Origin of the sequence: Alloacidobacterium dinghuense (genome assembly GCF_014274465.1) — a bacterium.
Lineage (GTDB): Bacteria > Acidobacteriota > Terriglobia > Terriglobales > Acidobacteriaceae > Alloacidobacterium > Alloacidobacterium dinghuense.
This window is the reverse complement of the sequence record NZ_CP060394.1, coordinates 176,227-190,876: the sequence shown is the minus strand read 5'-3', so window position 1 is coordinate 190,876 and position 14,650 is coordinate 176,227. Positions and strand designations below refer to the sequence as shown.

Genomic DNA, 14,650 nt, shown 5'->3' with positions numbered 1-14,650 from the left:
CATCCCTGACGCCCGAGACAGGAAGCCAAGCCGAAAATGTGCTAAGACGCCATGTAACTCAACGCCCCGTCAAAACTTCTCGACTCAACCGCAGCGGGCCCCTTGGCGCCCGGCCTGTGCACCCGCAAATTGTCAATAGCATAATCGATAAATCGCGGTTCAAAGTGCGGCAACTGGTCCATGAAACGGCAGGTGGCCAGCACCTGATCGGTAATGAACTTCGGCTGAAAAGCTGCAAGTTCCAAGCCCTTTTCCTCCGTGATCTTCAGCACAATGAGTTCGAACATCTCGTCGGAAAGAACCAGGCCTCCGCACTCGCACTCTTTGTCGAAAATCTGCCGGTAGAGGTCCAGAGTCGGTGCGCCCACCTCAATCTTGTAGGGCAGCCGGCGCAGGAATGCCGGATCCATCAGGTCTTCGGGATCGATGTTCGTCGAGAAAATAATCAGCTCTTCAAACGGAATGGTAAAGCTCTTGCCGGTATGCAGCTTCAAATAGTCCACCCGGCTCTCCAGTGGCACAATCCAGCGGTTCAGCAGGTTTGACGGACTCACCAGCTGACGCCCGAAATCATCGATAATGAAGCACCCGCCCAGCGCCTTCACATGCAGCGGAGCTTCATAGAAATTCGCCACTGCATCGTATCGCAGATCAAGCATCTCCAGCGTCAGCTCTCCGCCCGCAATCACGAACGGCCTCTTGCACGGCACCCAGCGCGTGTCGTACTCCTCCTGCCGGACAAAGGAAAATGTATTATCTTCCCTCGCAACCGGCGGCTCCAGCACGGTGTGAACGCTGGCGTCGAAGACACGCATGATCTGCCCCTCAATCATCACCGCATAGGGCATATAGATCACATCATCAAAAACAGTGGAAAAACTTAGAGCAACCGAAGTTTTGCCATTCCCCGGTGGCCCATACAGCAGCATCGATCTGCCGGCGTTCAGCGCCGGACCTGCTTTCTCAATCATGCTGCTGTCAAAAACCAGGTCGCCCAGCGCTTTGCGAATTCGCGGATAGGTCACCGTCTCGTTCGTAAGCTTCTGCCGGCTGACCATTTCAGTGAATTCACCGAGCGTTACCGGAGCCGGCCCCGAATACCTCGATTGCTGCAGCGCATCCTGTGCGCGGCGGCGACCTTCCTCCGTGAGCGCATAGCTCATATCGACCAGATTGTCCGTGTCGCGCATGCCCAAGGCACGCAGCAACTGCCGGTCGATCGCCATCGGTATGAGCTCTAACACGATGTGGTATGGCAGTTTAATAGCTTCCACAAACTGCCGAACCGTCTCCAACCGTCCTGCGTAGATAAGCTTGATCAGCAGCGTCAGCAGGTCTGAATCATGAATTCCCGTGGCAGCAATACTTTGCGGCTCGGTCGGCATGCGATATAAGAACGCTTCAAGCTTCTCTTGTGACAAAGCGCCCGTCTCTACCAGCAACTCGCCTAGCTTACCGCCGAATTGCCCCTGATAATCGAGCGCCTTCTCCACCTGTTCGGCGGTAACGAGATTCGCCCCGATCAGAAGATCGCCCAGTCGAATGCGCCCTTTCAAGTCGCCTCCCTACAGCTCTGCCACAGACTATAATCTAGCCAGGTAAATGGACTAAACCGAGTAAGTTATAGATTTTCGGTTGGGCCATCATACCTTTTCCCAAGGCAATCTCTAGCTGGAAAATGAAGCTGCAACCAAACGAAAGTAACAACTTTTGGTCACGTTTGTGTTATTCCGAAGCTGCAGATAACACAATAGTTATTGCTAAACTTACCCCTGTTCTCGTAACCAGATCAAACAGATGTGACCAACCCGCCCCTTCAGGCGGCGTCTCTGATTTCCTCGAGAATTCCACCCTGCGCCTTTTACCTCCGCTCCAGCATCTGCTAATGTAGACGGGGTTGGATTCGCGGAAGGGTAACGAAGATCGATGGCAAAGGCAGTCTGGAACGGGAAAGTAATTGCAGAAAGTGATACTTACGAGACAGTCGAAGGGAATGTGTACTTTCCCGAGTCAGCGGTAAAGCGCGAGTACCTGCGTTCGAGCTCCACCACCTCTACGTGCCCCTGGAAGGGCTTGGCGCGCTACTATAGCCTCCTGGTCGACGGGCAGGAGAATCAGGACGCCGCCTGGTACTACCCTGATCCCAAACCAGCAGCTCGTAACATCAAGAATCATATAGCTTTCTGGCGTGGAGTCGAGATCGAGAAGTAGCGGGACCTGGAATCACAATTGAATCCGGAGGTGGGCTATGCGGAAGTTTGCGCTTGCATTTCTGGTGGCAACGCTGGCCATACCGGCGTTGGCAGACAAAAAGCTCCAGGGTACGACTACGCTCAAAGACTCCCAGCCCACCGCAAATCCCCCTGAGAAGAAAAAGCACCAGACCTACGACCTCACCTTTAACACGAGCGACAAGACATACACCTGCCGGACTGACCCGGACAAGTCAATGAACGCGATCGACTTCGTTATTGGCAGCAGCGTAAAGTACGAAATTGACGGCAAGAAAGCAAAGATCAAAACTCCCGAGGGCAAACAGGTTGAGTGCAAGATCGTGCGCGTCGAAGCTCTCCCGGCTACTCCGACAAGTCAACAATAATCTGCGAGCCAAGTCCTTCTGCGGCTTAGCTTTAACCTTCGAATCTCCTGCCAGCCGGATAAGCAGATTTAAATAGAACAGCTTAAAGCCAGGACTCCGGTAAGCGCAGGACCTCCGGCTAGCTGACATCCAGTTCAAAGTGAGAGCGTGTCCCAAACGTGGCCCGAGGTATCACAATGCCGTTTCCCACGACCGTTCCTACCGACGCTGTTTGTACCGGTTTTCCATCCCTGGGGTGGATATGAATGATGATGTCTCCCGTGAACCCTTTTGGGACGTCGAGCATAACCTTCCACTGACGGTCGGATATGGCTCGCGTCGACCAGCTCACCGGACCAAAGCGTGTAGGGCACTTCGCAACCGCGATCGTCTCTCCAGCTGCAAACCAGTGTTTGGGCGCGGCCTTCTGCAGATGGCACACATCCTTATCCGATTCTTCATAACAGAGCAGCCAGCGAAGGCCAACCGAGGGCTGAAGCGTGCTGTTGATGACGGAGGCCCAGCCATACCGATTCCCCTCACCTGCAAAGCTTCCGGGAATCAAGGCGTCCTCGGGCGCATAGCGATTCCCAGAGTCGGCAGCGTAACAAACCAGCGCGTAGAGATTCAGCAAAAATGGACGATAGTCTTCCTGTCGGATCTTCACTGCAAGGCTGCCATGGTCCATAAAGTTCGACGTACGCGCCTCGGCTCCGTCCGTGTGGAGCCCAAGAATCTGCATGCCCGCCAACTCACGATGCTTCAGATGGCCGAGGTCGAGTGCTGGATCTCCCCAGTCGGCAAGGAACCAATCCTGCATAAAGCGGTGGTTTTCGTAGCTGGCTAATTCAGTCGGACGGCGATGAATATCGTCCGGTGTGAACGGAGAAATGCCCGCGGCCTTCATCTCCGGCGTGCGGAGCGAAAGCGTTGCTTCGAGCGACGCCTGAATGTTCGCCCGCATCTCCGTCGCAATCCCCGCATATCGCGTCGCGGCTCCGATGAGACTTTCATCATGACCGGCCTGCGCGGCAAGAGCGAGGCAGCGCGCATGCTCGTTCAGCCCCCGCCAGATCCAGGCCGAATTCTGATAGTAGAGCGGATGCGACTTGGGAAAATCATTATTCGGATCACCCAAATCCGCCTCCGGCGATCCGTAGATCAGCCCATAGCGCCGGTCGCCCGGAGAAAATATCTCTTTGCTGTACTCGTAACGCCTAAGGACGAAAGCGATCATGCGATCGAGAATCGGCAGCCGCTTTTGCAAGGCATCGAGATTCCTGCTGTAGTCGTAAGAACGCGCCGAATTTGCGAGAAAAACTCCGACATTCAGCGGCGCTTCTACCTGGTCCTGCGTGTTGTACACAAAATCCCCGTTCGGCAACACGTATTTTTCGAGGTAGTACTGATAATAAGCATCAGCATCATCGGTAAGATTCCAGATTTGCTGCGCCCAGATGAACTCATATTCGGCCACAGGGAAGAGCGCATGACTACGCTCGGGAATCTTCGTGTAAGCTCCCTCGCCGATCTGATAGGTGGGTTCAAGTCCTCGATAGCTGCACCGCGATAGCGTGATGCTCGCGCGCGCAGCATTCAACAACCACTCATCGGGAATCCTGACCTGCATCGCCGTTTCATAGAGCGACGACCAACGATTCCATATCCCCGCAAGCTCGGCGTAAAAAGACTCGGGTGAACAGTTCCAATACCGATCTACATAGGATCTGCCGTCTGCATCCTTCGCAATAGCATGCATGCTCGAATACGCACCAGCCCGATCCTCCGGAATCATCACACGAACACGCCCGAGGGGCTTCGCGTCGGTGCCCGGTGGCAACAGAAGCATGGTTTCATAGCCGCATTGATACTGAGGATTCCACACGCCGATATCGGCCACGGGAAGATAGCCACCGAGCAATGCGCGCTTGCTATAGCCCGGGGTATATTCGTAAACCTTCGGGTTTTCATCCGAAAGCAATTCAGCCGGGTCGAAATACGCTCCCAATTGATCCTGTTCCCATGATCCATCTCCATCCGGCTTGCCTGCTATCTCCCGCGATTTGCCATCAGGCTCCAGATACAAACAGACCTTCGGCCCTCCCTGTTCATTCGCTACGAGCGTCCAGCCAATATACTCAGCACCCAGAGCCGCGACATTCTCATAACAGGGATCTTCGGATGAGTTCAGCAGATAGAGCCCGGTAACATCTGGGCCTGGGACGTAGCGCGCGGCCCTCTCCAGCTTTACGCCATGAGGTGTATTTGTTGGCCGTGGTCGAATCTTTGCGAGGCTGCCAACAAACTTGGGAATCCATGCAATCATGCCTTCCTGCTCGGTCACATACGCGATCGCTCCACGATGCGTAACGTGCTTTTCAAATACTGCAGTAGTCACGCCGTTTATGTCGCTGATCGTGATGAGCTGCCAGCCATCGAACATTTCTCCTGGGCGAATAGCAGCCGATCGCGTTCCAGCCTTGGCTGTCAGTTCTCCGCGCTGGATTCCGCTTACTGTTGGAACGGATCGAAGGGCATCTTCTTCACCGGGCAGGAAAAGAGAAAACTCATTGGGAATTCTCCCGGGTGAATACTCCCCTTTGCGAAGTCCCGGCGAGGTTTCAAGCGCGAAGCCGAAACCAGAGTGAACCGCAGAACCTGCCCCGATTGAGGCGAGAAGCTTGAGAAAATCACGACGTTGAATCAACTGGGAAATTCTCTCCTTGTAAGATCGGACGACGGTACTGCACTACACACATCGCTCGGAACAGTCTTATTTGTTCCACCCTTCCGGTCTATAGTCCATCTGGACCATTCCCGCGGCGATCATCCTAGTCTTCCATCGTAATGAGCCCGCGCTGAATCGCTGTGGTCGCTGCTTCGGTGCGGTCAGATACTTCGAGTTTTTCGATAATGCTGTTGACGTGATTTTTTGCCGTATTGTCGCTGATGCCAAGCGCGTGACCGATCTGTTTATTGGTCAGGCCCTTCGAAAGCATCTTTAAGATCTCAAGTTCGCGCGATGTAAGATTCGCGCGCATCATGCGTTCCGCAAGCCGCGCTGCAATATCGCGGGGAATATACCGCTTGCCCGAGTGGACAGTCTTGATCGCCTCGATCATTTCTTTCAAAGAAGTATCTTTCAGAAGATACCCTTGAGCGCCCGCCTGCACAGCGCGGTAGATGTCTTCATCCGTTTCGAAGCTGGTGAGAATGATGATGCGAGCCGCAGAGCCAGCCTTCTTCATTTTAAGAATCGTTTCGACTCCGCTCAGACCTGGCATTCGCAGATCGAGAAGCACGATGTCCGATTCGGTCTTGCCGATCATGGCAAGCGCCGCTTCACCGCTTGAGGCAGAAGCGACCACCTCCAGATCCGCCTGCGTGCCGAGCATACTGGTCAGGCCCGCGCGCACAACAGGATGGTCATCGACTATAAGGATGCGGATTGGACTTGTTGCTGGCTGCGACATTGCGAGCGCGCTCCTTTAGGAAATTCCACACGAATATTGGCCATGAAACGAATGTGACGCGCGGCGCAAGGGGTGCGGCTACACGCACTTCAGTGCCATGAGCCGTGCTGCTGCAAACCTCAAATCGTGCCGCAATGCTGGCTGCGCGCTTGCGCATGCCAAGAACCCCGAACCCCTGCATATCCTCACCCGCTCTGAAACCCGAGCCATCATCGCTGACGAGCAGATGAACGGCGTTTTTCTCGTACTTGATGTTGATCGCAATTCTGCTCGGATGCGCATGTCGTACCGCATTCGCGATTGCCTCCTGTCCGATGCGATAAAGAGTGTCAGCAGTGCGCAGCGGCAGTGGCCGCACATCTCCTGTTGCTCCGACAACAACTTGCACAGCTCCCCCTTCGACGAGGCGTTGCGCACAACGAGTCAGCGCGTTAAGCAGACCTTCCGATTCGAGTTGCTGAGGACGAAGCATATTGATACTTCTCCGCGCTTCAGCGTGACTGTGCCGCACCAGCTCACTCGCAAGATCGAGTTGCCGATGCACATTCGACAGCTCTTCCGGCGTGCCGATGCGGATCGCTTCAAGCTGAAAGCCGATCCCGGCGACACTCTGAGCCAGCGTGTCATGCATTTCATAAGCCAGATGTTCGCGCTCCTCGACCACCGCGCGCAACCGCATGCTTTCAATGCGGTGATAGACAAAGTTGATGATGAGTGCAAGCAGCAGTAGTCCGATTGCCGCCGCAACCAGGTGTCCGGCGCTCCACCATGGAGGCCCAGCGAGAACTTCTACATCATCGCTTGAGCGCACAAGCACAGCGAACGGAGTAACGAATTGCGTGTAGGCAGGGTCAACGACCGACACACCGCGCAGACGCAGCAGGCTACCCAGTTTCAACTTTCCGTACAGATAGTTCCCGCGGCCACGGTTCATGATCGCGCGAAATGATTGCGATCCTGAGTCAAAGTCAAAGATCAGCTCGTCACCCGGTCCATACCTTTTGTCGCGCAGTAGCCCAGAAACCTCGATGAAGGTCGCATCAAAGGCTCCGGTTGCCGCTTGTGACGCGGTGACCGAGACTGCAGGCATCGGCGTGGCTTCCCACAAAACACGAACTGTGGCGTTTTCCAGCATCGAGCTGAATGCATTTGTCTTCACCTGGCCACTGACTTCAACCTCATCGCCAACCTTCAACGCCTGCGACTTGATAGGCTGCACAGCTACGCCGCCCGTCGAGTCCTGAACAAAGAGCGCAGGTGAGTTGAGTATGACGATCCCTCGTACCGTCGCCTGTGTTTCCTTCGCCAGGGATACCATGCGCAAACTGCTGATCGATTGCGTGTTCGGACTGGAAGGCAGCGCACTCGGTTGATTGTCCAGCGGCGGCGCTAGTGTCACGCCACGTGAAAGCAGGTCATTGATTGAATACTGGCTCGAAGAATTCTCCTCGGATCGACCCTGGGTGAGCATCTCGTCGACGTCACGCTGTGTGGCAGCGCGAACGACAACATTCCGCCACACCCCGCCAGATGAATATGAGCGCAGGCCTCCGCGACCTGACTGGATACAGTCTTCGTCAGTAATGGAGGCGACCGTGGGATTCCCATGCGGCAAGAGCGATGCCGATGCCACCAGCTGGCAGCCGTAAGCGAGAAGCTTCATGTGATACCACCGCGAAGCCTGCACAGGAATCCCTCGAGGCTTCAGCGGAAAATTAGCTTCCATCCAGCCGTAACCAGCCCGTCCGAGTGTAAGGGAGTTATCAATCGTGCGCAGGCCGGCGTAATAGCCGTCATAAGCGTCTACGCCTTCTTCTTCATGGCTCGATCGCACGAGAAGCCCCGCATCGCCGCCAAGACCCAGCAGCATGACATCTGCCTCAATCGAGTAATTTTGCCAGTGAGTTGAACCGGTGAGAAGCTTCGCTCCGCGCTCATCAGAGTCGTTGCGCATCGCGCCACCCACAACCTCCCAGGTTCCACCCAATGCAGTCCATTCCTCCGCTTTGGCTGCTCCGAAAGAGTCGCGATAAGGAAGTCCGCGGCTTGGGCTTCTCCAATAAGCAAAAAGGCAAAGCCCTCCCACAATGAACAGTGTCGTGAGGGCAACAGGGATAACGACGCGCCGCCTCATGGATGAACACTCCACTTCCATCGCATTGGAGCCGGCCGCCAATCCATCGAGGTCAACTGATGGACCTCTTCGCTGCTGACGTTTTCTCTCGTGACCAAAACTGGTTCCAGGCGCATCGTCGTTGGCATCGACTGTCCTTGAAGATCCGCAACGATCGTACGCACAGCCTCGGCGCCCATCTTTCTCGTATCCTGCAAAATCAAGGAATCCAGATTCGGGCTATCGAAAGCCGGAGAGTCAGGATCGAATGCAATGACGCGCGTGCGAATCGACGGATTGCTCCGGATCGTCGAAAGTACTCCACGCGTTGACGTTGCATTGAGTGAGATGACTGCATCCAAATCCGGATTGTCCTTGAGTGTCTCCTCAGCTACTTGTTGTTCGTGTGGCACATTGAAGGAGCCAATTTTGTTCGCGACGATACGGATCCGTGGGTAGTGTTCGGCTAGATACTGTTCCATGCTACGCGCGCGATCCATGATTCCACTGATATCAGGATCTATGCCAACAATTGCGATCGATCCCTCGCCATGCAGTATTGAGGCCACTCGCTGAGCCGCGATACGCCCGCCTGCATCCTCGTCATTCAGGACGTACCACAATCGTCCGCCCGGCGGGATTGCAAGCGGCGATCCGATGATTACCGTGCGCAAGCCGCGTGAAATGGCGCGACGAACAGGCGTGACAAGTGCTAGCGCATGATCGGGAGCAAGAATTAATCCTTGGTAGCCTCCTTCAGCCACCCGATCCACTATTGCGATCTGGCCGTGAATATCATCTTCACGAGTCGGAGCATTCCAGTAAACGTGAGTGCCGGAAGAAAGAGCTGCCGCCAATGCCCCGCCGTGCTCCGGCTCCCACATCATCGTTCCAGTCGTCCGCGGAATCACAGCGATCCTCGGCGCGGCAGACTTCCCACAACCGGAAAGCAGAATCAGCGCGAGAAGAATAGCGCTAATGCGGCTGCGTTCAACCGGTCCTATTTGTGCGCAACCATCTCTATTGTTCGCGATTCGCATGAAGCAATTGGCTGGAGTCTATCTGCAGGCTAAACCAATCAGCAAGACTGACAATTGGCCCATAGCCCGCATAGCCCATATGGACTACGTGATGCTTACCCACCTGACTCATGCGTGTCCTTCACCTCGATCAGTAGTCTCTCCAGCGGACGCAAAGCCAGGTTTCACTGAGGCTTGAAACCGATTACAACCTTGAAGCTAACACACAATGAGCCGCTTCAAGGACACGGTTCGGGCACCGTGCGTTTTACCACTTCGAGGTCAACATGAGTAAACAAGAGACTGAATGCAGCGGCTACATCCTCCAACAGCACGCGTTGATCATCCACAAGCTAATCCGAGAAGGGCTGAGAGCGTTCGCGCTGTTCCTCATCGCAACAACATCGGTAGCGATGGCACAGTTCACTGCAGGCGTGCAAGGCAGCCTGCAGGATACCAGCGGAGCATCGGTTCCAAACGCAACCGTCACCCTCACCAACGTCGATAATCAAATCAGCCAGACAACAACCAGCGACGCTAGCGGCGTCTTTCGCTTCGCCAGCCTTGGTCCCGGAAACTACACCGTCTCGGTCTCGGCGCAGGGCTTCGCTTCGGCGAGCACACAAATCGTCCTGAACGCTGCCGAGACACGAAATGTTTCTCTTACTCTCGCAGTCGGCCAGGTCAGCACCAGCGTCACCGTAACCACGCAGGCGCCGCTGCTCGATACCGGCGACAGCCGCAATCAGCAGACTCTCGATCAAACCGCTCTCGAGAATCTCCCGTTGGCTGCGCGCAATCCAACCGCGCTACTGACTCTCACGCCCGGAGTAACAGGCCTCGGCGCCGGAACCGCCACCAACTTCAACCCGGAAAACTTTATCGACGCGAGTGCGAATGGGCGCGGACAAAACGGTAACATGTACATCGTCGACGGTCTTGACGTAACCAGCAGCATTCGTCCCGGCATTGTGAATTTGACACCGAACGTCGATTCACTCGCCGAGACCACGGTTCAGACAAATACCTACAACGTCGACTATGGTCGTGCAAGTTCGCTCCAGACAGTCATGAGCACGCGTTCCGGCAATGACCAGTTCCATGGCTTTGCCAGTGAGTACTACACCTATCAGGGATTGCAGGCCAGAGGAGAGTTTGGTGTGCCGCAACCAGAAAAACTTGCCCCCTATCACACCAACAACATGTCCTTCGGAGTAGGCGGCCCTGTGATTCCGCATCACAAATTCTTTTTCTTCGTCAGCTATGAGCCATATCTCTCGCTCACTTCGAACGGATCGTCATTGCAAACGTACGAAGATCCCGCATTCGTGAGTTTTGCCCAGACAGTGCAGCCAAACAGCCCAGAGGTACAACTGCTCGCAAAATATCCTCCGTCGAACGCAACGTTCCGAAATGTCTTTCAGACAGCGGAGCAGGCCTTCGGCCCACAAAACCTGACGGCAAACACCGGCTGCGAGACATCGAGCACCGACAATATCCCCTGCGGCACGGCTGTCTTTGATCAGGGCAATTTCAACTCGTCCAGCTATAACAACTCAAAGCAATACAACATCCGCATCGATAAGTACTTCACCAAGGATCGCGTCTATGGCCTCTTCTATCGCGATACCATCAGCACCGGCGGCCCTTCCGTTCGTCCTGCCTTCAACACCACGAACAACTACTACACGTTCTCGCTGCAGGGGAACGAGACGCACACGTTCTCTCCCTACACTCTGAATGAAGCGTTTGGCGGCTACAACCGTATCGAAGGCTTCGCGCCATCATCCGGGCTATTCACCGTGCCAGTCGTAAATGTCACTGGCTTAGGCGTGAACTTCGGCGATGGTTTCGCGCTCGGTGACTACATCCAGCACAGCTACCACTGGCGCGACGTGCTGACTCACATCCTGGGCTCTCACACCATCAAAGTCGGCTACGAGGGATGGCACGGTGACGATCTAGCCTACTTCGCAGGAGCCTACGGTCAGCCCACGATCCAGTACACCAACATGATCGACCTGATCAACAATAATCCCTACAGCGAAACAGGTCTCGCCTATAACCCTGTAACCGGGAAGCCTGCCGATCGAAACTACGGCTATCAGGAAACGACAGGCGGCGCCTTCATCGAGGACACTTGGAAGACCACGCGCAAGCTAACGCTGAACTTCGGCATTCGCTACGACAACTTTGGAAATCCTTATGTCGCCTTGAAGGGAACAGTGCTGGCGAATTTACACCTCGCCAGCGCATCCACCTTCACCGATCAAGTCGCGAACGCTGTCATGACACAGCAAAATCACGTCTTCAATCACGACCTGAACTGGAACTTCGCTCCCCGTGGCGGCTTTGCCTACGACCCGTTTGGTAACGCCGAGTGGGTGGTCCGCGGCGGCATCGGTCTCTATCACGATTACTTCACACTCGGGAACGCAGAAAACGGACTCGGTTCCAATCCTCCCGGACCAATTGTGCCGACATTCTTCAACAACGGTTCGACCGCGCCACCTGTCTTCGGTTACGGAACACAAAACAAGTACCCCTTCGGCTTCCCCTATCCGGCCTTTCAAGGCAAACCACTTGATGCCAAAGGAGGCATCGTCGGCTCGCAGATTGGTGTAGGCGCTGTCGATCCAAACCTGTCTTCACCATTCACTATGAACTGGTCGTTGACCGTCGAGCATGAAATCACGCGCGATATGGTCGCCAGCATCGGCTATGTCGGATCGCACTCGGGCAATCTCGTGACGGGCGGCGGCAACACCGGAGCAACATCGTACGGAAATGATGTGAACGCCTATTCTGGCGACTTGCTGCAACACCCAAACTTCGATTCATCCGGCGCCTACACAGGCTCCGGCACTCAAACCCGCCTGAACACCAGCTTTGGTGGAATCAACTATGCATTCAATGGAGCGATCGCCAATTATCAGGGACTCATCCTTGCGGCAAAGGGACGCTTCGCTCACCGAGGCTTCCTGACAGCCTCTTATACTCACGGAAAAGCGATGGACAACTGGGAAAACTATCCCATCGCTTACCCCTTCTATCACTTCTACGCACCATCCCCCTGGGACGTACCCAACCGATTCTCGCTTGGCGTGAGTTATCTCCTACCTGGAGAACACCTCTCAAACGTAGTTGCACGGCATATTCTCGGAGGTTGGACTTTGGCCGGTACGACCATCTTACAATCCGGCTATCCGTTTACGGTCACCACTGGTGCACCGCTCGCCATCAGCACAACCGCAGCCGATGGATCGCCACTCACATCGCAGAACTACGCAGCTGAGATGGCTGCAGGGAATCTGCAATTTGCACCCGGCAGCGGCGACTTCAATGCCGACGGAAACAATAACGACTATCCAAATGTGACCAGCTACAAGCAGAAACACAGTAGAAAAGACTATCAAGTCGGAAATGGCATCTTCCCAACCTGCCCCGGCGGCATACTCCCATGCGGTCAGTTCACTCTGCCGCAACTAGGACAGGAAGGAAATCAGACGCCCTATCAATTCCGCAATCCCGGTTACGCCGACACAGACCTTACCGTCAAGAAAGTGACAACGATCTGGGAAAACGTGAACCTTGAACTTCGCTTCGATACATTCAACCTGTTCAATCGAGTCAATCTCAACGGTGTGGACACAAATCTGCAGGACGGGAATTTTGGACAAACCTCATCCACTCTCCCGCCACGCAACATGCTTTTAGGAGCCCGAATCAACTTTTAGCGACTTTCAGATTTTCCCCGTGCCACATTGGCGAGCATTGGACCAGCATGCTCGCCAATGTGGCCTAATTCATCGCTCGGGCCTTGATCCTTCAGCCGTCTGCTTTGTATTTGTTCCACTGCCTCACTTCAGGTCGCTGACCGGAAGTATGATGAGAAGCAGCTATCGTGGTCAGCCGGGAATCCAAAATTAAGGTGCGGCAGAGCAGCATCATCAAAGCCTCTCGAACCCTCCTCCTGCTAATTTGTTCATTGCTACCCATCGCGCACGCGATTTCACAAACATCGCCAGTCGGCCCGATTGTCCATGCCTTACAGAACCATCAGTTCGATGAAGCATTAACTCTATCCGACTCCGCACTCAAACAGGCTCCCGAAGACAAGCGCCTCTGGACACTCCAAGGCATGGCCTACTCCGGCAAAAACGAGCCAGCATCGGCACTCAAAGCATTCGAGCACGCACTCACATTAGACTCTTCCTACTTGCCGGCTCTCGAAGGCGCCGCGCAAATCGAATTCCAGGCGGGAAGCCCCAAAGCAAAAGCGTTCGCTCTTCAGATTCTGGCTCAACGGCCGACCGACCCCACATCGCACGCCATGCTCGGTTTTCTTGAATACCGCGAGAAGAATTGCACCGATGCCGTTTCCGATTTCGAAAGAGGTTCACAGGCCCTGGCAAATCAACCCAACGGTCTCGGAGCCTATGCTGCCTGCCTCGCCATGCTGAGTCGATATGACGAGTCGATTCCGGTATTTCAGCAGGCGCTCAATTTGCAGCCCGACAGTCAACGCATCCGTTTGAATCTTGCGATTGCACAGTGGAAAGCGAACCGCGCCTCAGATGCGCTGGCAACGCTGCAGCCAGCACTTGATTCTTCCCCGCCCGAAGAGAATGCACTGCTCCTGGCCGCGAACATCGATGAATCCACCAATGACACATCGCACGCGGTTCAACTGCTGAGGAAGGCAATTCTCGCCAACACGAAAAACGTTGACGCTTACCTCAATTTCGCTTCCATCTCCTTCGACCACGCATCGATGCAAGTGGGCATCGACATCCTCAACGCCGGCCTCACGCAATTGCCGAAGGAAGCTCGCCTCTACGTTGCGCGCGGGGTACTCCACGCCCAGCTCGGCCAATTCAGCAACGCAGCTTCCGATTTCGAAACCGCCAATCGTCTCGATCCCAACCTTTCCTTTACCGGCGTGGCAGAAGGCCTGGTCGAATCACAGGAACATAAATCGAGCGAGGCTCTGAGCACTTTCCGCGCCGCTGCCAAAGCTCATCCCGACGACGCACTCACGCAATACCTCCTGGCGGAAGCACTTTCGCAGCAGGGCCAAACAGAAGGCACTCCCGAATATAAAGAGGCAGTAACAGCGGCCGAGCGTGCCGCCAAGCTAGATCCCCATATGGTCACCGCCCATGACCTTCTAGCGACGCTTTATCTGCAGAACGGCCAGACTCAGTTCGCCGTAAGAGAGTCTCGCGCAGCTCTCGCCATCGATCCGAAAGATCAGCAGGCGATCTATCACCTGATTCTCGCGCTCCGCAAAACCGATGAGAAAGATCAGGTCCCGGCTTTGCTCAAGCAATTGACCGATCTGCGAACTGCCGCACAAACGGAAGGTACGCAGAAGAAGCGATACCAGCTCGAAGAAATACCCGCATCGTCGCCGGCTACGAGCCAATAACCTGCAGTCGGATAACGCCTTACGCAAAAGTCATTG

At 55.0% G+C, this 14,650-nt stretch carries 9 protein-coding genes; 4 read left to right on the top strand and 5 right to left on the bottom strand.

Going from position 1 to position 14,650, the window contains the following annotated elements:
- Positions 1 to 41: 41 nt before the first annotated feature.
- Positions 42 to 1,556, bottom strand: a complete 1,515-nt coding sequence (locus H7849_RS00730; protein ID WP_186743540.1) for a DUF8689 domain-containing protein — start codon at positions 1,554 to 1,556, stop codon at positions 42 to 44.
- Between the two features lie 370 nt (positions 1,557 to 1,926).
- Between H7849_RS00730 and H7849_RS00725 the strand changes: the two genes are divergently transcribed.
- Together H7849_RS00725 and H7849_RS00720 are read left to right on the top strand one after the other, a co-directional pair.
- Positions 1,927 to 2,211 (top strand): DUF427 domain-containing protein, encoded by a 285-nt coding sequence (locus H7849_RS00725; protein WP_186743539.1) that lies wholly within the window; start codon positions 1,927 to 1,929, stop codon positions 2,209 to 2,211.
- 37 nt (positions 2,212 to 2,248) lie between these two features.
- A complete protein-coding gene (locus H7849_RS00720) occupies positions 2,249 to 2,599 on the top strand; it encodes a hypothetical protein (RefSeq protein WP_186743538.1) in 351 nt (116 codons plus the stop codon).
- Between the two features lie 118 nt (positions 2,600 to 2,717).
- Here the strand turns inward: H7849_RS00720 and H7849_RS00715 are convergent, their stop codons facing one another.
- The 4 genes from H7849_RS00715 to H7849_RS00700 all read right to left on the bottom strand — a co-directional run bounded on the left by H7849_RS00715 (position 2,718) and on the right by H7849_RS00700 (position 9,204).
- The gene (locus H7849_RS00715) at positions 2,718 to 5,285 is read right to left on the bottom strand and encodes a hypothetical protein (protein ID WP_251106520.1); all 2,568 of its coding nucleotides are present in this window, start codon (positions 5,283 to 5,285) and stop codon (positions 2,718 to 2,720) included.
- A 124-nt stretch (positions 5,286 to 5,409) separates the two neighbouring features.
- Complete coding sequence (locus H7849_RS00710) at positions 5,410 to 6,051, bottom strand: response regulator (RefSeq protein WP_186743537.1); 642 nt, start codon at positions 6,049 to 6,051, stop codon at positions 5,410 to 5,412.
- A complete protein-coding gene (locus H7849_RS00705; protein ID WP_186743536.1) occupies positions 6,005 to 8,185 on the bottom strand; it encodes a histidine kinase in 2,181 nt (726 codons plus the stop codon). Before H7849_RS00705 ends, H7849_RS00710 begins: the two co-directional genes overlap by 47 nt.
- Positions 8,182 to 9,204, bottom strand: coding sequence for a substrate-binding domain-containing protein (locus H7849_RS00700; protein ID WP_186743535.1), 1,023 nt, complete (start codon positions 9,202 to 9,204; stop codon positions 8,182 to 8,184). Before H7849_RS00700 ends, H7849_RS00705 begins: the two co-directional genes overlap by 4 nt.
- 266 nt (positions 9,205 to 9,470) lie before the next feature.
- Between H7849_RS00700 and H7849_RS00695 the strand changes: the two genes are divergently transcribed.
- Both H7849_RS00695 and H7849_RS00690 read left to right on the top strand, forming a co-directional pair.
- A complete protein-coding gene (locus H7849_RS00695; RefSeq protein WP_186743534.1) occupies positions 9,471 to 12,920 on the top strand; it encodes a TonB-dependent receptor in 3,450 nt (1,149 codons plus the stop codon).
- 167 nt (positions 12,921 to 13,087) lie between these two features.
- Positions 13,088 to 14,614, top strand: a complete 1,527-nt coding sequence (locus H7849_RS00690; RefSeq protein WP_186743533.1) for a tetratricopeptide repeat protein — start codon at positions 13,088 to 13,090, stop codon at positions 14,612 to 14,614.
- Positions 14,615 to 14,650: the final 36 nt, after the last annotated feature.